Source organism: Bifidobacterium sp., assembly GCF_051876855.1.
Taxonomy (GTDB): Bacteria; Actinomycetota; Actinomycetes; order Actinomycetales; family Bifidobacteriaceae; genus Bifidobacterium.
In genome coordinates this window covers 1-23,701 of the sequence record NZ_JBJEIH010000085.1, presented here as the reverse complement: position 1 = coordinate 23,701, position 23,701 = coordinate 1, and the positions used below count along the sequence as shown (strand labels likewise).

16 protein-coding genes, 1 tRNA gene and 1 pseudogene are annotated in these 23,701 nt (G+C 61.5%); 9 read left to right on the top strand and 9 right to left on the bottom strand.

Going from position 1 to position 23,701, the window contains the following annotated elements:
• Together ACI38B_RS05815 and ACI38B_RS05810 are read left to right on the top strand one after the other, a co-directional pair.
• Positions 1-436, top strand: a 436-nt coding sequence (locus tag ACI38B_RS05815; RefSeq protein WP_439729926.1) for a macro domain-containing protein, incomplete at its 5' end; no start/stop codon positions are given.
• Positions 437-513: 77 nt separating this feature from the next.
• Positions 514-1,521 carry an SIR2 family NAD-dependent protein deacylase gene (locus ACI38B_RS05810; RefSeq protein ID WP_439729925.1) on the top strand — a complete coding sequence of 336 codons (1,008 nt, stop codon included), beginning with the start codon at positions 514-516 and terminating at the stop codon, positions 1,519-1,521.
• A 140-nt stretch (positions 1,522-1,661) separates the two neighbouring features.
• Here ACI38B_RS05810 and metG read toward each other — a convergent pair whose 3' ends face one another.
• Positions 1,662-3,560, bottom strand: coding sequence for a methionine--tRNA ligase (metG, locus tag ACI38B_RS05805; RefSeq protein ID WP_033507096.1), 1,899 nt, complete (start codon positions 3,558-3,560; stop codon positions 1,662-1,664).
• Between the two features lie 355 nt (positions 3,561-3,915).
• Between metG and ACI38B_RS05800 the strand changes: the two genes are divergently transcribed.
• Complete coding sequence (locus ACI38B_RS05800) at positions 3,916-4,674, top strand: hypothetical protein (RefSeq protein WP_439729924.1); 759 nt, start codon at positions 3,916-3,918, stop codon at positions 4,672-4,674.
• A 206-nt stretch (positions 4,675-4,880) separates the two neighbouring features.
• Positions 4,881-5,081: a hypothetical protein gene (locus ACI38B_RS05795; RefSeq protein WP_439729923.1), complete on the top strand. Its 201-nt coding sequence runs from the start codon at positions 4,881-4,883 to the stop codon at positions 5,079-5,081.
• A gap of 125 nt (positions 5,082-5,206) precedes the next feature.
• Here ACI38B_RS05795 and rsmI read toward each other — a convergent pair whose 3' ends face one another.
• Positions 5,207-6,124, bottom strand: a complete 918-nt coding sequence (gene rsmI, locus ACI38B_RS05790; protein ID WP_439729922.1) for a 16S rRNA (cytidine(1402)-2'-O)-methyltransferase — start codon at positions 6,122-6,124, stop codon at positions 5,207-5,209.
• 104 nt (positions 6,125-6,228) lie between these two features.
• Between rsmI and ACI38B_RS05785 the strand changes: the two genes are divergently transcribed.
• Positions 6,229-8,010, top strand: coding sequence for a dolichyl-phosphate-mannose--protein mannosyltransferase (locus tag ACI38B_RS05785; RefSeq protein ID WP_439729921.1), 1,782 nt, complete (start codon positions 6,229-6,231; stop codon positions 8,008-8,010).
• Between the two features lie 380 nt (positions 8,011-8,390).
• Here the strand turns inward: ACI38B_RS05785 and ACI38B_RS05780 are convergent, their stop codons facing one another.
• Positions 8,391-10,640 (bottom strand): glycosyltransferase family 2 protein, encoded by a 2,250-nt coding sequence (locus ACI38B_RS05780; RefSeq protein ID WP_439729920.1) that lies wholly within the window; start codon positions 10,638-10,640, stop codon positions 8,391-8,393.
• 348 nt (positions 10,641-10,988) lie between these two features.
• On the opposite strand from ACI38B_RS05780, the gene ACI38B_RS05775 reads away from it, so the two are divergent.
• From ACI38B_RS05775 to ACI38B_RS05760, 4 genes and pseudogenes are all read left to right on the top strand, one after another.
• Positions 10,989-12,281, top strand: coding sequence for a chitinase (locus ACI38B_RS05775; RefSeq protein ID WP_439729919.1), 1,293 nt, complete (start codon positions 10,989-10,991; stop codon positions 12,279-12,281).
• A gap of 135 nt (positions 12,282-12,416) precedes the next feature.
• Positions 12,417-14,975: an EAL domain-containing protein gene (locus ACI38B_RS05770; RefSeq protein WP_439729918.1), complete on the top strand. Its 2,559-nt coding sequence runs from the start codon at positions 12,417-12,419 to the stop codon at positions 14,973-14,975.
• Between the two features lie 200 nt (positions 14,976-15,175).
• Positions 15,176-15,835: pseudogene (locus ACI38B_RS05765) on the top strand (DedA family protein); the annotation flags it as partial.
• Between the two features lie 407 nt (positions 15,836-16,242).
• Positions 16,243-16,315: transfer RNA gene (locus tag ACI38B_RS05760), tRNA-Ala, on the top strand.
• A 102-nt stretch (positions 16,316-16,417) separates the two neighbouring features.
• On the opposite strand, the gene ACI38B_RS05755 is transcribed toward ACI38B_RS05760, so the two are convergent.
• The 6 genes from ACI38B_RS05755 to dnaK all read right to left on the bottom strand — a co-directional run bounded on the left by ACI38B_RS05755 (position 16,418) and on the right by dnaK (position 23,247).
• Entirely contained in the window at positions 16,418-17,110 is a 693-nt protein-coding gene (locus tag ACI38B_RS05755; RefSeq protein WP_439729917.1) for an MgtC/SapB family protein, read from the bottom strand.
• A gap of 46 nt (positions 17,111-17,156) precedes the next feature.
• On the bottom strand, positions 17,157-17,891 hold the full coding sequence (locus ACI38B_RS05750; RefSeq protein ID WP_439729916.1) for an HAD family hydrolase: 735 nt from the start codon (positions 17,889-17,891) through the stop codon (positions 17,157-17,159).
• Between the two features lie 781 nt (positions 17,892-18,672).
• Positions 18,673-19,227 (bottom strand): heat shock protein transcriptional repressor HspR, encoded by a 555-nt coding sequence (locus tag ACI38B_RS05745; RefSeq protein WP_439729915.1) that lies wholly within the window; start codon positions 19,225-19,227, stop codon positions 18,673-18,675.
• A gap of 77 nt (positions 19,228-19,304) precedes the next feature.
• Positions 19,305-20,321 carry a DnaJ C-terminal domain-containing protein gene (locus tag ACI38B_RS05740; RefSeq protein ID WP_439729914.1) on the bottom strand — a complete coding sequence of 339 codons (1,017 nt, stop codon included), beginning with the start codon at positions 20,319-20,321 and terminating at the stop codon, positions 19,305-19,307.
• A 236-nt stretch (positions 20,322-20,557) separates the two neighbouring features.
• A complete protein-coding gene (gene grpE / locus ACI38B_RS05735; protein WP_439729913.1) occupies positions 20,558-21,349 on the bottom strand; it encodes a nucleotide exchange factor GrpE in 792 nt (263 codons plus the stop codon).
• Positions 21,349-23,247 (bottom strand): molecular chaperone DnaK, encoded by a 1,899-nt coding sequence (dnaK, locus tag ACI38B_RS05730; protein WP_033507082.1) that lies wholly within the window; start codon positions 23,245-23,247, stop codon positions 21,349-21,351. Before dnaK ends, grpE begins: the two co-directional genes overlap by 1 nt.
• Between the last annotated feature and the right edge of the window lie 454 nt (positions 23,248-23,701).

The window sequence follows — 23,701 nt, the reverse complement described above, 5'->3', positions numbered from 1 at the left end:
CACGCCCGAGGCGACCGGACGCGCGAAAATCACGCCGGGATACAATCTGCCGGCGGCGCATGTCATCCATACCGTCGGGCCGATCGCCGCCGGGCACCCCAGCGACCGCGACCGCGAGCTGCTCGCCTCAAGCTATCGCAGCTGTCTCGATCTCGCCGCCGCACACCGCCTGCGCAGCATCGTGTTCTGCTGCATCAGCACCGGGGTCTTCGGCTTCCCGCAGCAGGAAGCCGCCGAGATCGCCGTGCGCACGGTTCGCGCGTGGCTCGCCGGACATGCGAGCACAAGCGCCGGAACCGGCCAATCAGGCGAACCGGCCAACCCCGGCAACGGCAGCACCCCGGCAACGCCGACCGTCATCTTCGACGTCTTCGGCAAGACGGACGAGCATATCTACCGCCAGCTGCTCGGCATTCCCGGGAGCCAGGCGGCATAGGCGACAAGCACACCGCCGGCACCCACACCGCGCCGGCACCCATCACAACCCCGCGGAACCCGCAGAAAGAAGCCACCATGCCGTTCACGTCACTGTTCACGCCACCGGCTATCAATCCATCGGCAACAGACAACCGTGCCACATGCGAGGATGCCATCACCCGTCTCACGAACGCGATCCACGATGCGGACACCATGGTGGTCGGCGCCGGCGCCGGAATGTCCACATCCGCCGGATACGTCTACTCCGGCGAACGCTTCGACCGGTATTTCCGCGATTTCGCACGCGCATACGGCATCGGCGACATGTATTCCGGCGGGTTCGCCGAATACCCGGACCTCAACACCTACTGGGCTTGGTGGAGCCGCCACATCTACATCAACCGCTATATGGCCCCGCCCAAGGACACGTACGGGCTTCTGCGCTCCTTGCTGGACGGCCGCGACTACACCGTCATCACCACGAATGTGGACCACTGCTTCCAGCGCGCCGGTTTCCCTGCCGACCGCCTGTTCTGCACGCAGGGCGACTACGGGCTGTTCCAAAGCTCACGCACCGGCACATCCCGCACGTACGATAACGAGCGGGATGTCAAGAGCATGCTGCTCGCGCAAGGCTTCACCTTCGCGCACATGACCGCCGACACCGCCGACGACTGGGGCGAGCTGATCGCACCAGACGAGGTCGGCGGATGGGCCGGCATCGGCATGACAATCCCCGACGAGCTCATCCCGTATTGCCCGGAAGACGGCTCTCCCATGGCGCCGAACCTGCGCTGCGACGACACCTTCGCCGAGGACGAGGCCTGGCGCCGGGCCGCAGAACGCTACCGGGCCTTCCTCGAAACGCGGCGGGTCGGTGAGCCCGACGGGAGCCGGACGCTGTTCCTTGACTTGGGCAGCGGCGCGAACACGCCGATCATCTTCAAATTCCCGTTCATGCAGTGGACTTCGGTCAATCGCAACGCAATCTACGCGAGCATCAATCTCGGCGAGGCGGTCACCGCACCGCAGATCGCCGACCGATCCATCCTCATCGATGCCGACATCGATGCCACGCTGCGCGATATCGCTTCGAGAGGGTGAATCGGTTCGCAGAATATCAGGCTGAAAACCATCATAGAATCAACCAAGCGGCGGGATCTACCTCATCGGGCAGATCCCGCCGCTTAGCATATTCACATGATTTGCGTGATTCACGCAATCCGCGGTTATTCAGCCGGCGGTTATTCAGCCGTCTTGGCCGGCTTGTCAGCGGCCTCTTCCTCAGCCAGCTGTGCCTTCGCCTTGGCCAGACGCTCGGCTTCTGCAGCCTTGCGCTGGGAAAGCTGCTCTTCGAAGCGATCCAGCTCCTCCTGCACGGCTTCCTGCGGAATCTTCGCGAAAATCGGCTTCGGCTTGGCGACCGGAGCGCCGGTGTCAATGGCCTCGCTCTTCCACGGGTGCACATTCACACCGAGCTTGTAATCGCCGGTAATCACCGGGTAGTGGAAGTCTGGATTGTCAAGATCCTCGACCTCTTCGATATGCGGCAGCGGCGAGAACGTGCCCTTGCCGCCGAGCGCCTCCCACACCTTCTGCGCGGAATGCGGCAGGAACGGGGCGAGCAGATGGTTCGCGTCCGCCACGGCCTGCGCAGCCACGTGCAGCACGGTGGCGAGATGCTTCTCGTCATCCTTGATCTTCCACGGTTCGGTGGCGGAAATGTACTTGTTGATATCGCCGACCACGCGCATCGCCTCGTTCAGCGCGTTCTTCTGGTGGTGGCGCTCAATCAGCCCGCCGACCACGTCGAAGGCCGCCGACGTCTCCTCGAGCAGCGCACGATCCTCGGAGGTCATCGAATCCTCGTCGAGCTCCGGAATCGCACCGAAGTTCTTGTAGATGAGGTTGGCGACACGGTTGACCAGGTTGCCCCAGCTGGAGGCGAGCTCCTCATTGTTGTGCCGCACAAATTCTGCCCACGTGAAATCGGAATCCGAGGTTTCCGGGCCGGCCACGGAGATGTAGTAGCGCACGGCGTCCACCGGGTAGCGCGCAAGGATGTCCTTCACATAGATCACGATGCCGCGCGAGGAGCTGAACTTCTTGCCTTCCATGGTCATGAACTCGCTTGCCACGACCTGCTCCGGCAGGTTGAGCGGACCAAGCTTGCCGGTCTCGCCGCCCTTGGAGCCGGCGCCGTTGTAAGCAATCATTTCGGACGGCCAGATCTGGGAGTGGAAGGTGATGTTGTCCTTGCCCATGAAGTAGTAGCCCGGCGTCTCAGGATCGTTCCACCAGGCGCGCCACGCCTCGGGGTCGCCCTTGCGACGAGCCCATTCGATGGACGCCGACAAGTAGCCGATCACCGCATCGAACCACACGTACAGCTTCTTGTTCGGGTTGTCAATCCAGCCCTTGACCGGCACGGGGATGCCCCAGTCGATATCGCGCGTGATGGCGCGGGGCTTGACTTCCTTGAACAGACCGAGCGAGAAGTTAATGACGTTGGTGCGCCAACCTTCACGCGTCTTGAGCCAGGCGAGGTTCGCTTCGGCGAGCGCCGGCAGGTCGAGGAAGAAATGCTCGGTTTCCTCGAAACGCGGGGTTTCGCCGTTGATTTTGGAGACCGGGTTAATCAGCTCGTCCGGGTCGAGTTCGTTGCCGCAGTTGTCGCACTGGTCGCCGCGCGCACCGTCGGCGCCGCAGATCGGGCAGGTGCCTTCGATGTAACGATCTGGCAGGGTGCGCCCGCTGGACGGGGAGATGGCGACTTTCTGCGTGCCCTTGTAGATGTACCCGTTCTTCAGGCACTGCTTGAACAGTTCCTGCACGACATGCTCGTGGTTCGTGGTGGTGGTGCGGGTGAACAGGTCGTAGCTCAGGCCGAGATCGCACAGATCCTTGGCGATCACGCGGTTGTAGCGGTTCGCGAGTTCCTGTGCGCTGACCCCTTCTTTATCGGCCTCGACGAGAATCGGGGTGCCGTGTTCATCGGTTCCGGACACCATCAGCACGTCATTGCCCTTCATGCGCTGATAGCGCGCGTACACATCCGACGGGACGCCGAAGCCGGCGACATGCCCGATATGGCGCGGACCGTTCGCGTACGGCCACGCAACATTGACCAAAATATGACTCATACGCCCGATTATCAGGCTCAGCGCGGACAGAGGGAGCCGCGCACAAGAACGCGACAGGCGCCACACGAGCCCTGCATAGGCTTCACACGGGCCTCACACACGCTCGGCACGCCTGATACGGGTCTGACACGGTCGCCGCGCTGCGGTGCATTGACCGGCACGGACCATGCGACAGCAACCTTGCCCGTGGCGCAGAATCCGCATTGGGAATTTTGCGCAAAATACCGCCAATCCGTTCTGCGGCCCGCAAGTTATCCACAGGGCGGACGGCTGTCTCACAACGGGTAATCACGGTTATGCACATTTCGGTCCGACATCGTTGCCGGCACGAAATCTCGCCGGTATCTTTCCCCGTATGACTATGTTGACAGGAAACGCGCCGCCAGGGTGCACACAGGCTCACCGTCGTCCGGAGGTATCCGAGCGGCGTCATCAATCATGTCCGGCGGCATCGGGGCACGCCGGCGATTACGAGGGGGATGCGCGATATCGTGCGGACGGCGAGGGGATGCCGGAACGTCGTCGCGTGATTCAGCGCGGTCATCCGATCATCCGCACATGCCGCCTGCCCGGCCCGATGTGCATTACGCGCATGACCGATTATGGCGTGCTGCACAATTTCGATGACATCAGCGCTTATTTGGGGGAACATTCCGATACTCCGGACGGCAGGGGGCTGATTTGCCGCCATGCGTCGCCGATGAACGTGGTCGCCTGCGCGTCGCTCGCCGCGTGGATTTGGGTGGGAGGGGACTTTCCTTCGACCATCGACGTGGTGTCCGACGCACATTACCGTTCGCCGGCTCACGGGCGCAGAATCCGGCCATTCAACCGGCAGATCGACAGCCAGTACATCATCACGGTCGGGGGTATGAAAGTCACGTCGCCGGCGAGAACGGCGTGCGACCTCGCATTGGTGCAAATCGACACGTCAGACGAACAGCTTGAAGTGGGAGGAACCATCCGAAGCCTGATGAACCGCTACTCATTCGGCATGGCCGAATGCCTTGCCATCTTCAATACGGACAGCCGACACTGGCCGAATATCCGGCAAGCCCGCGAGCTGCTGACCGCCGCGGCGAGCACACCGGACGGCAGGCAGGGGCTGACATGAGCATACGACGACGATTATCGGCGATATCCAAGCCGAACGGGACAGCTGAGGCGACTGGAGCGATGGGGCCGGCGCAACGGTTGCGACAACAACGATGGACGCCTGCGGGCTCTGCGGGGCATTCGGGTGCGGGCCTAGATGCCGTTCCGATTGCCGCGCCGGATGTGCTGTCTCCCCCACCTCCGCCGCTGGTGGTTACGCCCGCCATGGCTTGCGACCCCGATACCGATATGCCCACGCTGTGGCTGATTGCGCGCGAGCACCCGCATCTGCGCAAATGGCTCATCGCCAATCCCAAGGCGGATGCCGCCCTGCTTGAATATGTGTCGCAAGCGGGCGGTCCCGGTGTCCGCGACGCGTTCGGCATCTTGTTCGGGGAGACCACGAGCGGGGAGACTACGGGATGAACATGACTGCATGATGGACAAAACCGTGAGATGAGCGCGGAGCGCCCAGAGCGGACGGGCAATGCCGAGGACGCACCGCAAGACACGCAAGACAGCGCAATCAGCGCAATCAGCGAACGCGCAGGTCAGGAACGCATCTCAAGCACAGCGGAATACACCTGCTTGCGATTGGCAAGCGAGCCGTCCGGCAGGGGGTGTTCCTGCACAACCTGCGCGATGGCGTCCTTGATGCGCAGCCCGTCTTCACGCGCTCGGTCGATTGACAGCACGGCCAAATCCTCCACGCTCAACGCAGAAGGCGCGCTATCCCGTGCCTCATCGTCGCTCGCGCCTTCAATGACCAGCACGATTTCGCCGCGCGGCGGATCGTCATCCACCGACTGCTTGATCTGTGCAATCGTGCCGCGTCTGATTTGCTCATAATCCTTGGTCAGCTCGCGGCACAACGCCATCCGGCGATCCGGCCCGAACTCCCCCAGCAGGTCAGGCATGGTCTCAGCGATGCGGTGCGGCGTCTCATAGAACACGATGGTGCGCTGCTCGGCGCGTAGCGAGCGCAGACGCTGCATACGTTCGGCATGCTTGCGCGGCACGAAACCCTCGTAGCAGAACCGGTCCGTAGGCAAACCCGACAGCGCGAGCGCGTCCAGCACGGCGCTCGGCCCGGGCGCGCACGTCACCGGTAGGCCGCGCTCGATGGCCCGGCGCACAATCGCGAGGCCGGGATCGTTGATGGTGGGCATGCCGGCGTCCGAAACCACCAGCACCGTGGCGCCCTCCTCAACACTGTCCAGCAGCCCATCCGCCTTGTTGCGCTCATTGTGGTCATGGTAGGCGACGACTTTGCCGCTGACATGCACGCCGAGGCGGTTCGCCAAATCGTACAGACGCCGGGTGTCTTCCGCGGCGACGATGTCCGCACGCTCCAGCAGGGCCACCAATCGCGCCGATGCGTCGCCCACATTGCCAATCGGCGTGGCTGCAAGCACCACCGTCCCGGCAGGAACGTCGACACGCACGCCGGCGGATGTCTCCTTGCACATGTCGTTTTCTGCGTGTTGGGGTCTATCATGTAAGGACTGCGGCGCCGACTGGCGTCCCTCGATGTCACTGGTCATATATCCAGTATCCTCTAACTTTGGGAGTGATGGTGTTGAGTTCCGTGAATTCTGGGCGAACACGCCCGTCGGCGAGCGTCGGCGGCGCCCTGCTCCGCTTGCGTGCGCGGCTCGCTGCCGCACCCCGTTTGGTTTCTTGGCTGTTGACTGTGCTGGTGGCCTTCTTCGGCGGCCTGCTGCGGTTCATCCGGCTCGGCGAGCCGCGCGCCGTGGTGTTCGACGAAACCTATTACGTCAAGGACGCGTGGACGATGCTGCTGACCGGCGAGCCACGCAACTGGCCGGAGTTCTTGACACGCGGCGGACTGGATTTCCCCGTCGACACCTTGTTCGCGCAAGGCGACACGAACCGGTGGCTGAGCAGCGCCGAATACGTCGTGCATCCGCCGGTTGGCAAATGGTGCATCGCACTCGGGCTGAAACTGTTCGGCGGCGCCGGCAACACCTTCGCGTGGCGTGCGAGTACGGCAATCGCGGGGACAATTGCAATCATCATCATGATTCGCGTGGCGTTGCGGCTCTTCAACAACATGTCGATTGCGCTGTCCGCGGGCCTGCTCATGTCCGTCGACGGCGTGGGCATCACGCTCAGCCGCACCGGCCTGCTGGATATCTTCATCATGGTGTTCGTGCTCGGCGCGTTTGATTTACTGCTGATGCACCGCGATTGGGCACGGACAAAGCTCCGGGCGCATTACGCGGTCGATGCCGCGCGTCGGGATGCGCACTGGGTCCCGGACACATCCCGTCGTGCACGCCGGGCGCAGCGCAAGGCAGCAGACGGCGATCCGAGTGTTGCCGGCGGCGACGCCAACGATACGACCGGTACCGCCGGCGCCGCAGTATCGTCATCGGCCAACACGGCTGGACGCAACCAAAGCATGCTGCTTGACGCGCGTGGCCCGGTCATCGCGTTCTCCTGGTATCGTGCCGCCGCCGCGATTCTTATCGGTCTGGCGACCGGCGTCAAATGGTCCGGCATCTACTTCATGGCGGCGTTCTGCGTCATCAGTGTGATTTGGGACGCATGGGAACGCTACCGCGCAGGCTATCGCAGCTGGCTGTCCACCGGGCTGCTGTGCGACGCACCGCTGACCGCGCTGTATATGCTCCCGCTATGGGCGGGCACGTATCTGGCCGGATGGATCGGCTGGTTCATCCACCCGGATTCGTACATGCACGACTGGGCGCGCAACAACCCTGGACAAGGCATCACCTGGTTGCCGGAGGGATTGCGGTCGTTTGTCGAATATCACGTGGAAATGTGGCAGTTCCACACCACGCTCGACACACCGCACGATTACAAGGCGAACCCGCTCACATGGCCGCTGCAGGTACGTCCGACCAGTTTCTACTGGCAGGAGCTTGACGAGCATCCGGGGCTGTGCTCATTAGCGCCCCATTCCAAGTGCGTGGCCGCTGTGACGTCCCTGGGCAACCCCCTGATTTGGTGGCTTGGCTCCCTGTGCGTGATTATCGGCGTCATCATCGCCATCGTCAAGCACGGCGACTGGCGCATCTGGGCGGTGCTCGCCGGCTTCATCGGCGGATGGCTGCCATGGGCGCAATACCTGCACCGCACCACCTTCACGTTCTACTCGATTGTCATCCTGCCATGGATTATTCTTGCGATTTGCTATGTCGGCGACCATGTGCGCCGACGGGTCAGCGCCGGAACATGGCGAATTACGCTGGCGGCCACGCTGCTGCCGATCTTGCTGGTGTCGGTGTTCTTCTACCCGATCTGGACGGCAATGCCCGTTCCGTACGAGTTCTGGCTGAGCCACATGTGGTTCAAGTCGTGGATCTGACGGGCCGGGCGACAGGCAACGGGCAACGGTACCGGCCCGTCATGCGGCCACACCGTCACAGCACAACCAGATACCCCCGCCAAACAAAGCAACACCCCGCAGCATCGCCCCGCCGTGCAACCAAACAGTCACACCACCAGCCAGATACCCCACTGAGCCGTCCCACAACCCACGGCACCGGCCCGCCATGCGACACCACGGTCACACGCCAACCAGATACCAATCGGCCGACCCAGAAAACCAGCCCTATCTGGCCGCCATGCAACCAGTCAGTCGCACAGCGGCCAGATACCGCCCACCCACACCGGGAAACCGTTCATATCCCGCCGTCATGCGATCAACCAATCACACCCGCAGCCAGATACCAGCCAACCAACGGCTCACACCGGTCGGGATTCGTAAATCATCTTGCGGTCGCCGAAATACAGCGCATCCTTCCACGACGGATTGTCCGCCTTCCTGGCTTTCACCGGCTCCTTGACCGGCACGAAGAACCACCGCACCAAACCGACGACCATATCCTGGATGGAATGCCAAATGCCGATATACGACACCAACGCCCACAAGGTCACCACCGCGTTGAATCCGGCGAAAATCGCATTGCCCCAGTTGGCAGACAGGTAATCCGCATACAGTACAAAGCACGAGAACCCCACAATCGCCCACGGCATGGCGACATACAACGGCGGCGAGGCGGTGCGATTGCTGACCTTCGGCGTGCGCACGAATGGGATCTTGGTGTTGGTCATGCCCTGCTGGATCGATTTCAGCGTGCCCGCAAGATTCACGGTCAGCAGCACAATATTGAACCCGTAAATGCGGAAGATGTCAGTACGCTTGTATCCGTTGGATTTCAAGTCGTTCGCATACGTGATGAAATACGGCAGCGACGCGGCGACCACCCACGGGCTGAGCAGCCGCTGGTCGAACGGGTAGGCGAGCAGGAACAGCAACCCGAAACTCGACCATGCAATTGAGGCCATATAGTTGACCCGCAGACACCATTCGCCCAGTCGCACCGGATTACCCTGCCGCCGCCGGGCGCGAACAATACGGAAGAACTTGCCGATAATCAGCAGACCGCCGTTCGCCCAACGCCGGCGCTGAACCACCAGGGAGCCGAAATCCGGAGGCGTCGAGCTGTAGCTCAGCCGCTCCGGGTAGTTCACCAGATGCCAGCCGTAATAGCCGAGGTCCACGCTGGATTCGGTGTCCTCGATGACGGTCCTGTCCTGAATGTACGTGCGCACGGTCCGCGTGCCTTCCGTGGACACCACGCAGATGTCATCGAGCGCGCGCTTGCGGATTACGGCGTTCGCCCCCACCCAGAAGGTGGCGTCGTAGTAGGTCATCCCCTGATGCAGCACATGCTGGATGTCGGTGGTAGCCGCGGCGATGCGCTCGATACGCGTCGGCGCCCCGCGGTACGAGGAGTACGGCGTCTGAATGACGGCGACATGCTCGTTGCCTGGCTGTTCGAGCTGATAGACGAGCCGGATGCAATAATCGCGCAGCAGCATGGAATCAGCGTCCAACGTGAGCACGTATTCGGAGTCACGCATCACGAAATCGGGCACCTCCCCAGGCCTGACGTCGCGCAGCACCACGCCGTCGGCGGTTTCCTTACGTTTGACGCGGTGACCCATCAGCCCGATGAACGAGTTGAGGTTCATCGCCTTGTTGCCTTCCTGCGACAGGGAGATGTACTGCTTGCGCTCGAACGACCAGCCTTTGACGGTGAAGATCCATACGAGCCGGTTGTACAGCTGCACGATGCGCTCGGCGGAGACCGGATCGCGCAGGTTCACCGCGTCGTTGAGTGCGTCCTCGGTCTGCCGCAGGTCACGCGCCAGACCGCGCAGCACTTGGTCGCAGAAGAATTCGTCGGTATGGTCCTCGATCGGCCAATAGTCGGCTTTCGCGTCCAGCCAGCGCACGGCTGCACGGTAGTCGTCCGCACATCTGGCGACGATGCTGCGCCGGGCGTGCACCTGCCCGGCGAGCGCCTTGGTGGCCAGATCACGATGCTCGGTGAACCGTTTCGCGGGTCGCGCGAGTTCGTCGAGAATACCGGGAACCAGCGAACGGCAGGCTTCAAGGATTTGTCTGGATTCATCGTTCTTCGGATGCGGCGGATCGTCGATCAGCAGGACGACCGCGAGGTCCGGGAATTCCTGCAATGCCGCGGACCATATGGTTTTCGCGACGACTTTCGGCTGTTCCACGTAGGAGGGGATCAGCACGGTAATGCCTTTGTCGTACCCGTGCGCGTAATGCTCGTCAAGCACCGCGCGCGGCACCCGCTCATGGGTGAGGAACCTGCGCATCGCCCCCTGCCGGGTCACGAGGTACACCATGGCGCTGAAAATCAGCGTGGTGACAATGACCAGATACAGCACGTCCTCGATAACGAACCGCAAAGTGATATCGGGGTTATTGACGAACATCGTCAAAATCATGGTGACCATGTACACGAGGTAGGAGATGACGGTGGCGCCCATCGCAACATATCCGAGGATGATCCGCGTGCCGGATGGCTTCGCATGCATGATGGCCAGCGGGCGTGTCGAGGTCTCGGCCCCCCATTGCCTGCCGTGCCGGGCGTTCTTGTGTTCTGCCGTTTTCCTCATACCTGCCGTATCCTGTCTTCGCCATGCGAACGCTTCTGATGCCCCGCAAACGGCGCAATCCATACGCGATTCACGTCGACATGCCGCATGATGCGTACCGTTCCGCCTGAATGTGACGAATGTTTCTTCAACGGTATCGCGAATACTGGTCACCCGAGCTGTCATACCGGGTCATTGTGGACGAATCCCCCCATATTCCCGACACTTCTTGGCACTGTGTCGAACCCGTTCGCTGTACGATAGGTGATATCGACCCCCGTCGATACCCCCGGCACCCCCCCCGATGGGATTGTCAACCCACCTGCGGGCGTCATCTGCCATGCTGCCGGACAACGAAAGGAACGCCCTATGAGCGCACGGAAACCCCTGTTCCCCGGGCGTCGTTTCTCGTTTCTGAGACTGGGCATCGCCCTCGTCTCCGCCGCCCTGATTGCGGCCGGCGTGTGGGCGTGGCTTGCGTACACGCAGACGGCGTCGAAAAAGCTGCCTGCGCCTTGGTTCGGCGGGTACACCGACGTGACCTCGACCCCCAGCTACACCTTCGAATCCGATGTCGGTTCCGCCTACAACAACGTGATTCTCAGCTTCATCACTGCCCCCGACGGTTGCACGCCGACATGGGGCGGGTATTACTCGCTGAACGAGGCATCGTCCCAGCTTGACATCGACAGTCGCATCGCCCACGCCTTCCGCGCCAATCGCACGGTCACCATCAGTTTCGGAGGTCAGCAGGGCACCGAGCTAGCCAGACAATGCACCACGGTGAGCTCGTTGAAAAAGGCGTATCAGACGGTTATCTCCCGCTATCACGTCACTTCGGTCGACTTCGATATCGAGAACAGCAATCTTGACGGCTACAGCGAATCCGCGGTCAGACGCGCACAGGCCATCGCCGAGATACAAGACGAGATGGAGGCGCACGGGCAGTCACTGACCGTCTCCCTCACCTTGCCCGCAAGCACGTCAGGCCTGACATCCGATGGCCTCGACACCGTGTCCTCCTTCATCGACGCGGGGGTGAACCTGTCGACATTGAATCTGATGACCATGGATTTCAACATTCCGTCCAATGTCACGGCGCAGTCCGAACTCATCAAGAAAGCTTTGAATGCCGGGCACAAACAGTACAAACAATTGCTCTATGGCAAGCGAAAACTGTTCAGCGACTCGCAAATCTGGGAGATGATGGGCGCAACCGTCCTAATCGGGCAGAACGACACCGACAACGAATACCTCACGCTTGACGACGCCCAGAAAGTCAACACGTTCGCCATGCAGACGAATCTGGGCCATCTGGCCATGTGGTCGCTCAACCGTGACCAGCAGTGCGGGGAGAATTCCGTCACGCAGACCATCCAGACCAGCTGCAGCGGCATGAAGCAGACCGCGGGCGAGTTCGCCACCCTGCTCAGCTCGGGCTTCAAAGGCGCCCCCGGCACCATGGTGGATATGGATTCCGCGACCTGGTCCACACCCAGCGGCAAATACGAGCAGTGGGACGACACCACCGAGTACGTCGAGGGCGACAAAGTGGTCTGGAAGCACAACCTGTATGAGGCGTTGTCGGACAACACCGGCGAACAGCCTGACAGCACCGCATCCGGCACGGATTCGCCATGGCGTCTGATCGGGCCGGCATGATGACATCGGCGGCGACAACAACCGCGGCAACGGCGGCAACAACGGCATCGACGACGTATTCCGCCGGAACACAGCGACAGCAGCAACGGCAACACATCGACAGATCGACACAGAGAAGCCGAAGGAACGGGTACCATGACAGCACAACAGCAGGGCATCATCACGACCAGCCCAGATGGCACGCACAAACCGCGCCGTACCAGGACCACAATCCTCGCCGTGGCATGCCTGGTCATTCTCGCCGCGTTGTTCATCGGATATCTGCCGGGGCTCCAATACGCCATCAACTGGACCCTCACCGACGTGGTGTTCGCGGGAATCAGCTTCCTGATCTGCATGGTGTACAGCACCGAGCTCAGTTCAGTGCCCGTAGCCAGCCGCCACACCGCGATTCCGCTGTTGACCACCATGCTGCTCATCACCGGCGGGTTCGACCACCTGTTCAGCCTGCTGATTGTCATTACGCTTATTTGCACCACGATTTCGGAGCGCAGCCTGAGCATCGGCGCCATTCGCGCATGCACCGCGCTGGCGCCGATACCCGTCGTGCGGTTGATTCTCAGCGAATCACCAGCACATCTGCGCGAAATCTTCATCTCGTCAGTACCAAGAGCGGAAGCGCTGAACTACATTCTCTCCAACTGGGTTCTCCCGCTCATCATTATCACAGCGCTGCTGCCTGTAGTGCGGTTGTTGTGCGACATCGTCGTGTACCTCGTTTGCGGCGTCCCGGTGGTCAAATCACTCAGCGAATATTCCATCACCCGCATCATCACATTGTCGTTGGCCGATCTCGCCGCCATTGTGGTGACGATTCTGCTGCCTGCCGTATTCCAGTATTCGGACGTGCAGATGGTTGATTCGTCCCTGCGCTCGATATTCTCCATCTCATTGGACGTCTATGCGCTGGCGCTGATGAGCTTCTACATGCTGCGGCGCATGATGCGCGCGGAGAATTCGCTGCGCTGTCTGCTCAACATCAGCGACGCCCTGCCTCTGCCGAACGCCCGGCCGGAACAGAAAGTGGCGGAGATCATCACCGGATCCCTGCCGAACATCCGCTGCATCATGATGACGGACGACAAGATGCACCACCGGCCGTTCCACTCGTACCGCCACTCCCAGCGCATCAAGGCACAAGGCAGCCAGTACTCCATCGTGTTCGAACGCAGCATGATGAACCGCCCGTTCCTGCCTGCGGATGAGGAGGTGCTCGCCGCAGCCGCGTCGATTCTCAACGAGGAGCTGCGCGTCAACCGCGAAGTGAGCACGCTGCGCTCGGAATCCGAAACGGACCCGCTGACCGGCGCATACACGTATTCCGCGTTCATCGCGACCTTGAAGAGCCTGCAAACCGAAAACGCGAGCAACAAGGTCGCGGTGATTTACCTGAACATCGACCAGTTCAGGCGCATCAACGGACGCTACAGCCGACTCGTGGGCAATCTGGTGCTGCGGACCACTGCGGACCGGATCCGCGAAATCCTGCCGGAAGATGCGTTCCTGTCACGTATCAGCGGTTCGGAATTCGCCACCGTGTTCACCGAATCCACCAGCGAAGACGATATCGAGAATCTCGCCGATCGCTTACGCGACAACACTTCCCTGCCCATCCAGACCAGCAACGGCACGATATCTATCGCCACGACCACATCGCTGTCCTTCGCCTCGTCGGACGAAGGCGCGACGCGACTGCTGATTGACGCCGGCCTCCATGAGCTCGCTCCCGCCATGGCAGAGCAGAACCCGAAACAGTCGACGAAAGATCATCTGGAGATGTCCGACGCGCTGCGCGACGCCATCGAGAAGAACCATCTGGCGCTGCTCTACCAGCCGATATTCTCGCTGCCACAGCAGCGAATCAGTGCGCTCGAGATGTTCCCGCTCATTACCGACAGCCGCAATCATCGTCTCGATTTCGATTTTGTCCTCTCCGAAGCGCAACGGCTCGGTCTGGGATGCAAACTGTCGATGGGCATTCTTGACCGCGGCGTCAAAGATCTTCTGGAATTCCGCAAAATCGCGCCGGATCTGAACAACATCTGCCTGACGCTCAACGGCAGCGAACTCGGCAACTCCCAGTTCTACGAGCATCTCGAATCCTTGCGCGAGCGCCACCCGGACATCACGGTCTGTCTGCAATTCGGCGAAGCCGCGTTGAACACAGCGCGAATCCAGTTCGACGATGAGCTGGAGGATCTCACCTCTATGTCCAACGTGCGAATCGCCATCACCCAGGCGGGCACCACATACTCCGAGGTTTCCGCGATGGCGAACATCCCGCTCGGCATCATCAAACTCGACCCGAGTATCGTCAACGGGTACAGCAATCCGCTCGCCGTGAACATCATGAAGCATACGGTCCAGTTTGCGCACCGGGACGGTATCCATCTCGTGTTCGACGGCATCGACACGATTGAACAGACCCGGCTGCTCCACGAAGTCGGCGGCACGGAGGCCCAGGGCACGGTGTATGCGAGCATGATGACCGCCTCGGAGATGCGTATGCGGCTTGAGACCATGGGGATCAATATGGGTTCTGTGGAATCCGGGCAAGCCGACGTACCGGCCGGTGTTTCCGATGTACCCGGTGCAGCCGACTCGACTGCGGCGGATGCATCGCCGGAAGCCGTCAACCGCCCAGGCAAGAAAAACGACGGGAACGACATCACCAAACCCTCATACGATCTGTAACCCCAGCGACACCAAGGGTTTACCCGCGGTTTCTATACGATAATCATGTGAAACTGTGGGGTGTCGCGGTCGCGAAGCCCCGTGCGCGCGATAGTCTTGAACGGCAGTCATGCAATCGACAGACATAACCGAACGACGGATGGATACTGCCGGCGAGTATATGGCATCAACATCCGGCAAGGACATTCGACAAGGACATTATGGGGTTCATTGATTTTCTGATCCGGCTGCTCAAGGATCCGCGCGCAGCCATCGCATCCTGGATCGCCATGGGCGTTGCGCCCACGTTGGGGTTCATCTTCCTGATTGTGTTCATCGAGACGGGCGTGGTGTTCTTCCCGTTCCTGCCGGGCGACTCGCTGCTGTTCGCCGCCGGGTGCTTCGCCGCCGCGGACGCGACGACAGGCAAGGCCGCGCTCCCACTGAATATGCTGCTGCCCGTCGTGTGGGCCGCGCCGATCATCGGCGACCAGTGCAATTACTTCATCGGTCATTTCTTCGGCCGGCGGATCATCGAATCCGGCAAAGTCAAGGCGATGACGCCGGAACGCCTCGCACGCACCGAAGGCATGATCGACAAGTGGGGTCCGCTCGCCGTGTTCCTGGGGCGTTTCTTCCCGTTCATCCGCACGTTCATGCCGTTCATTTCCGGTATTTCCGGCATGAAATGGCGTCGTTTCACCCCGTTCTCCGTTCTGGGCGGCCTGACCTGGTCGACCCTGTTCACGCTGCTCGGGTACTTCTTCGGCGGAATTCCGTTCGTGCAGAACAATTTCGAGCTGGTGATCGTCGCGATTCTGCTGATTTCGCTGACGCCGACTTTCGTCGGGCTGATCAAGGCGCGGACCGGCAAACAGCGCGGACGCGGGCGCGGGCACGGTGCGGAACCGGCCAGGCATGCGGTCGCTGACGCCGGCATCGGCACTGGTGCCGGCACTGGCACTGGCACCGGCACCGAGATGCTTTCCAATGACTTGTCTGGGGCAGACGTGCTGAGCGCGGAAACCATCGCCGCTGCAACCGTCAAGGACGCCGCCGACCTGACCGAGGCGACGCCGCAGGACTGACGCAGGACTGACGCAGGCGGGCTCATCGTCATTGTTGACGCGATGGTGGCTTTGAGCATGGCGGTTGTTGTGTTGCGGCTGGGTGCCGGTAACCCGAGCGCAATCAGGCGCAACACGCCTATGACACCGTACCGGATTGCACTTGGCGGCATCTTGTACTAGACTTTGGTGAGTTGTCTCGATGAGCAATCACCGGACACGGGGCTGTAGCTCAGTTGGTAGAGCGCTTCGTTCGCATCGAAGAGGTCGTGGTTTCGATTACCATCAGCTCCACGAAGAACCCTTCTGCATTCCACCGCAGGAGGGTTTTTCTTTACCTCTTTTCAGAACAGCAGCATGCGCAACGCCAACGTGCCGGGACTATGGGTGGTGGCGTCAGTCGTCACGGGAGAGGACGTCGATGTCGCGTACCCCGTCGACTTGTGCGATATCGCCGATGCAGTCGTGCAGATCACTCTTGTTGCCGGCAAGCCGTAGCTCGACCGCAGCGCCCTGCCACGAATCCCCGTCGACATCGTGCGTGGAGACGACCTGCGTCTCGAATCCATGCCGCGCGGCAATCAACAACGCCTGACGCAACGCCCCTTTGCCGTCCTGGTAGGTGACCCGAATCACGTAGTCGCGGTCGCGCTTGAGCGCCCACACCACAAAAGGCGCAATCGCCAGCACCACAACGAAATACAGGCCCGTGATCAGTAGCGCCAACGGGAACATCCCCGCTCCGCACGCCATGCCCACGGCCGCCGCAATCCAAATCGCGCATGCGGTCGTCAGCCCGCGAATCGTATCGTGGTTGAAGAAAATCACGCCAGCGCCGAGGAAGCCAATACCCGTCACCACCTGAGCGGCGATACGCGAAGCATCCCAAGTGACAGAAGCCCCGACGACCGCCGGCACGCCCTCGATCGACACCATGGTGAACAGGCAGCTGCCCAGACCGACCAGAATATGCGTGCGGATTCCAGCATCCTTGCGCCGCGCCTCGCGCTCGAAACCGATAAGCCCACACAACATCAGCGCCGCCACGACGGCGACGACATCCATCCATGACAACGGCACCACTCGCATATCATCACCTCCGCGCTGCTCGACAGCGAACCTTCTGATTCCAAGCCTAGCGCTGATTCGCAGTCGCCCCAGCTGCCCCAGCAGTTTCGGACGCCCCAGCAGTTTCGGACGTCCCAGCCACACGTTCCCGCACGAACCGTTCGAACGTCTCGACGGTGACTCCCTGATAACCGCGTATCGACGCATACTGTGGCCCGTTGGACGTATCCGCCCGCATGTATCCAGTCTGGGCGATGGTAGTCGCCCCGGATGCGGCGGCGGAACGCAGGCCGCTCATCGAATCTTCGACGGCAACGCAGTATGGCATCATATCCGCCTCGATGCCAAGCAGCTTCCCCGCCGCAAGGTAAGGCGCCGGATCTGGCTTCTTCGCGACATCATCATCCCCGCAGATATAGCCGGCGAACACGCCCTCCGGCGCCTGCGCGACCAGGTTTTGCGCAAGATTGCGCGGCGATGTGGTCACCAGCACCGAGGGGATTCGCGCCGCCGCCAGCGAGCGCAGTACATCCAACACGCCCGGAATCCAAGGCATGTGCAGACGCTCCTGCTGGGCGACATAATCAACCATGCCTTTGGAGATTTCCTCAACCGTCAGCGCTGTCCCGCGTTCGATCATCTGCCGGGCGACTTGGGGCACGGGGGTTCCGGAGCCCTGCCAAGCGAGATCCTCGTCCCAGTACCCGCCGTGCGCGGCCGCGAGACGCAGCTCGGATTCATGCCAGTACGGTTCTGAGTCGATAAGCGTGCCGTCCATATCCCAGAACACTGCTTTCAACATGTCTGCCTCACTCGTAAAAATCGTGCGGATGCGCGGCCGCCTGCGGGACATTGCCCGGGCAACCCACCATCGCCATCTTCTCATATGGCGCGTAGAAGCTGGTTCGGTTAAGCTGTCAGGGCGTGCAGGAGCCATCGGCATGGACAGCAGCCTCGCACAAAGCCTTGCAGACGTAATTCTTCCGGGAGAACCGGCGGATTTTCCCAATCCTCGCACAAACTCCCACATCGAGCGCGGGAGATTGCAGGGAATCGGCCATCCAGCGGACAAACTCCCAACAAGAACGTTGGAAATCCGCGATTCAAGAAAAACACCCCAGAAGTCCAAAACGGGAGAACACCGACGAATCAGTGCATCCGCGACAAACTCCCGCACAAATCCGAGACTTCATCACCCACCAGCCCATGACCGCACAATCTCCCGCACAAATCCGGGACATCACCGCACACCGTCCCATGACTGCACAAATTCCCACGCCAAACCGGGACTTCATCACCCGTCAGCCCATGTCGAGACAATCTCCCGAGACCACCCGGGGCATCTTCCCCTACCCGCAAACACCCTATCTGCCCGATGTCCCTCACACCGCCCAGACGATTTCGTGGGTGAAGTCCTCCCACCCATAGCACCGATGCCTCTGCGCCCCACCTGACACAACAAAAAACCGCACACCCAAGTGGGCATGCGGTAGATGCACGATTGAATTGCCGGGGCCGTCACCGGCATTCGACGCGTAAGCGGCACGCGGGATCTCCCCCGCGGCACGGCCATGGGCACGGGTTTACCGGTACCCCCAGATGACCATGGATCGCGATGCGGAGCGTTGCGCGTCCGTCCCGCTTGACGGCAATGCACGGGTGTCCTCGTGAATATCGCGCCGCCACATACGGGCACGTCGTGAACGCTTCACTTGCATGATGCCACCATCCGCGTCAGCTGCGAAGATACTTGAATCCTTCGGTTCACGCAACCGTTTGTTCTGTCGGCGCAATTGGCGGTTTTCCTCTTCAAGCTCCAGAATCCGCGCGACACCGGCCAGATTGATGCCTTCATCCTGGCTGAGCCGCTGCGCCTGAACCAGCCGGTGGATGTCGCGCAGCGAGTACCGACGGGCACCACCTTCCGTACGTTGCGGCGTGACCAGCCCCAGCCGGTCGTACTGCCGGAGCGTCTGCGGGTGCATGTCCGCGAGCTGCGCGGTATGCCCGACGGTGAAGAGCGGCATGTCGATATCGAAACCCACATCGTCCGCGCCATCGAGGTCGGCACGGCCTTCGACCAGCGCTATTGCGCACATGTCATACAGCGCACGCACCTGTGGTGTCACCCGTGCCATGATTCCTCTTTCCTTTTCATTACAAACAACATGTGCCGCGCGTATCGCCACGCATCGGCACATATCTAGGCAACGTCTCAGCGCCCTTCAGCGAGCTTGTCCACGAAATCGCCGGTCGCCGAGTCGAATTCCTTCGCCGCGTGTTTGACGCCAAGACCCGGCTTCGACGGCACCTGGATCTGCACGCGGGCGACCAAATCGCCGTCACGCCCGGGAACGCCATGTCCGCCAAGCCTGATTTCCGTGCCGCTCGAGGAGCCGGCAGGCACCTTGAACGTCACGTCATTGCCGTCGATATCCGTCGCGCTGATTTTGCCGCCGCACACCGCCTGACCGACGCTGATCGGCAGGTCCATGACGATGTCGTGGCCACGCAACGAGAACTTCGGATCCGCCTTGACATGGACGGTGAGGTACATGTCGCCCGGCTTGCCGCCGTACAGTCCCGGCTTGCCTTTGCCGGGGATGCGGATCTTCTGTCCGTCTTCGACGCCCGCGGGCACGTGGGTCTTGAACTGCTTGCCGTCCACGCGCAAGGAGACCGTGGCGCCCTTGACCGCTTGACGGAAAGTCAGGGTGATCTTCGACTTGCGGTCGGCACCCTGCTGCGGGCGAGGCGTCTCCTGATATTCGCTGCGGGCCCCGCCGAACGGCGAACCTGCGCCGGCGCCTGCACCGCCGCCGAACATCGAGAAGATATCGTCCATATTCGGCTGGCCGCCCCCGGACGTCGAGAACCGGATGCGCGTGCCTCCGTTGCCGGAACCGGAACCACCTCCGAACATTGATCCGAAGATGTCGGAGAAGCCGGACGCATCGAATCCGCCTTGCCCGGAGCCGCCGGCGAACCTCGCGCCACCCATGCCAAACTGCCTGATCGCGTCATACTTCTGGCGCTGATCCTTGTTGCTCAGCACGTCGTACGCTTCGGAGATGTCCTTGAACTTCTCCTCCGCTTCCTTGGTCTTGTTCAGATCAGGATGATATTTGCGCGCCAGCTTGCGGTACGCCTTCGTGATATCGGCTTCGCTGGCGTCCTTGGAGACACCGAGGACTTTGTAGAAATCCTTGCTCAGCCATTCATTCTCAGCCATCTATGCCTCCAATCCCCATAGATTTGCGCGGTACGTGATTGCGTTTCCGCTCCTGTTGTTCCACACGTGTAGTGTTTGCTTGTTTGATGCCGGGCCGCGCCAATCCGTTGAGCTGGATCGGCGCGGCCCGGCGAAAGTATATCCGGCCGTCGGCCGCATCCGCCAGGAGGCGTATGGCGCCACCCGCGGGATGCGCGGCGACCGGCATGGCGGGAGTATGGTTCCCGCCACTTCGGTCAGTTCTGAGGCATGGACACCACGACGCGGGCCGCCCTCACGACGCGATCGCCGATTCGGTACCCCGCCTCGACGACGGTGTCTACAGTCTCTTTCTTGGCTTCGGGATCCGGCTTCTGCAGGACCGCCTCATGCTTGGTCGGATCGAAATCCTCGCCTTTCTCGCCGAATTTCTCGACGCCGAATTTGGCGAAGGTCTTGTCGATCTTGGTGGCGACGGCCTTGAACGAATCGTCCATCTGTCCGTGTTCACGGATCCGGTCGATATCGTCCAACGCCGGCAGCAGCGAGGTGAGCACGTCCACAATGCCGTATTGGCGGCTTTGTTCGCGCTCCTTGTTCATGCGGTTGCGGTAGTTGATGAACTCCGCCCGTTCACGCTGCAACGCCTCCAAGTACTCGGCGGCTTCCTTCTTCGCCTGACCCAGAGGGGTCAGGGAGCCGTCCTTGTCATGGTCGGCGTCACCGTCCTTGCCGTTGTCGGCAGCACCGGCGGAAGCATGCTGCGCTTCATCTTGCGCAGATTGCGCGGATTGCGCGGCTTGCTTCTTGCCGTCTTCAGCTGCGGCAGACTTGGCGTCTGATGATGCTGCGCTGCCCGCCTTGGCGGTGTCCGATGCCTGCTCGTGCGGCTGATCGGCGGCGCTGCCGGCACCTGCGGACTGTCCGCCCGCGGATGCCGACGCGTTCTGCTCATGCGACCCTCCGGCCTGGCCGGACGCGCCCTCGCCGTTGAGCGAGTCGACATCCGGCAGGTCCTTGAGGTAATCGTCCTTGTTGAAGTCGGACATTACTTGTTGTCCTTCTTGTCGTCGTCATCGTCTACGACTTCGGCGTCAACCACGTCGTCATCAGAGGACGAGGCCGCACCGGAAGCCTGGCCTGCGGCACCGGCGGCACCAGCACCCGCGGCGCCAGCGGCACCTTCAGCGCCCTGCTGGGCGTACAGCGCCTGGCCAATCTTCTGCGCGGAGGTCATCAGCTCGCTCTGGGCGGTCTTGACCTTCTCGATGTCGTCGCCCTTCAGGGCTTCCTTGAGGGCGTTGACCTTCTCAGTGACTTCCTTGACCACGTCGTCGGACAGCTTGGCCTTGTTGTCGTTGACGAGCTTCTCGGTGGAGTAGGCGAAGGATTCGGCTTGGTTGCGGGTCTCGGCCTCTTCCTTGCGCTTCTTGTCCTCAGCCTCGTGAGCCTGCGCTTCCTTGACCATGCGGTCGATCTCGTCCTTCGGCAGGGCGGAGCCGCCGGTGATGGTCATGGACTGCTCCTTGCCGGTGCCCTTGTCCTTGGCGGACACGTGCACAATGCCGTTGGCGTCGATATCGAAGGTGACCTCGATCTGCGGGACACCACGCGGGGCCGGAGCGATGCCGGTCAGCTCGAAGGTGCCCAGCGGCTTGTTGTCGCGCGCGAACTCACGCTCGCCCTGGTAGACCTGAATGAGCACGCTCGGCTGGTTGTCCTCGGCGGTCGAGAAGATCTCGGAGCGCTTCGTCGGGATGGCGGTGTTGCGGTCGATGAGCTTGGTCATGATGCCGCCCTTGGTCTCGATACCGAGGCTCAGCGGGGTCACGTCGATGAGCAGCACGTCCTTGCGGTCGCCCTTGATGACGCCGGACTGGACGGCGGCGCCGACGGCGACGACCTCATCCGGGTTGACGGACTGGTTCGCTTCCTTGCCGCCGGTGAGTTCCTTGACGAGCTCCTTGACGGCCGGCATACGGGTGGAACCGCCGACGAGCACGACATGGTTGATATCGCTCACGGAGATGCCCGCGTCGGACAGCACGTTGTTGAACGGCGTACGGCAACGGTTGAGCAGGTCGGAGGTCATTTCCTCGAAGTGCGCACGGGTGAGCGTCTCGTCGAGGTGGACCGGGGTGCCGTCAGGCGTCATGGCCAGGTACTGCATGGAAATCTGCGTGCTGGTGGCGCTGGACAGTTCCTTCTTGGCCTGCTCGGCGGCTTCCTTGAGCCGCTGCAGCGCGATCTTGTCCTTGCTCAGGTCGACGCCGTACTTGTTCTTGACTTCGCCGACGAGCCAATCGATGATCTTCTGATCCCAATCGTCGCCGCCGAGGTGGTTGTCGCCGTTCGTGGCCTGCACCTGAATGGTGGAGAAGCCGTCGTCGTCCTTGCCGATTTCCAGCAGGGAGACGTCGAAGGTGCCGCCGCCGAGGTCGAAGACCAGGATGCGTTCATCTTCCTTGCCCTTTTCGAGGCCGTAGGCCAGTGCCGCGGCGGTTGGCTCGTTGATGATACGCAGCACGTTGAGGCCTGCGATCTTGCCGGCATCCTTGGTGGCCTGACGCTGGGCGTCGTTGAAGTACGCCGGGCAGGTGATGACGGCGTCGGTGACGGGCTCACCGAGCTTCTGTTCGGCGTCCCTCTTGAGCTTCATCAGAATCTGCGCGGAAATCTCCTGCGGAGTCCACTTCTTGCCGTCAATCTCAACCGTCCAGTCAGTGCCCATATGGCGCTTGACGGAGCTGATGGTGCGATCGACATTGGTGACGGCCTGGCGCTTGGCGACTTCGCCAACCAGAATCTCACCGGACTTGCTGAAGGCGACCACCGACGGGGTGGTGCGAGCGCCTTCCGCGTTCTCGATAACGGTGGGCTCGCCGCCTTCAAGCGTTGCGATGCAGGAGTTTGTCGTACCCAAATCGATACCAACTGCGCGTCCCATATGTTCTCCTTTATTGTTGTTCTGTTGTCTACGTCTTCGCTCAATCGGCACCGCCCGGAGGCCGTGCCGTTGGATGCTTCCAAACTTGAGCCTACATCACTCAACTTTGGATGGCCAACTTTTATTCCCACGTGTCGAAAAAATTTTTCCGGTTTCGCTCGAGCTCACCTCGATGGCAGTCCCGACATGCACACACCACGTATGCCATGGCATACATTTCACGCAGGATGGCGGGCGCGCAGGCCCACCCGAAGTCGGGAATGTCAAACGGTGCATGCACAGGCACACGCAAACCGCCGAACGCAGCCCGGTACCGCCGTCCTCCGGCGAGATTCGTCAAGCCACGCATGCCACGACATACAGGATGCGCACGGAAGCACCCGGACCAATGATCCCAACTCACGCACACTCGCCGTCGAAACACATGTTGACCGATACCCCCAATCCGCGCGGC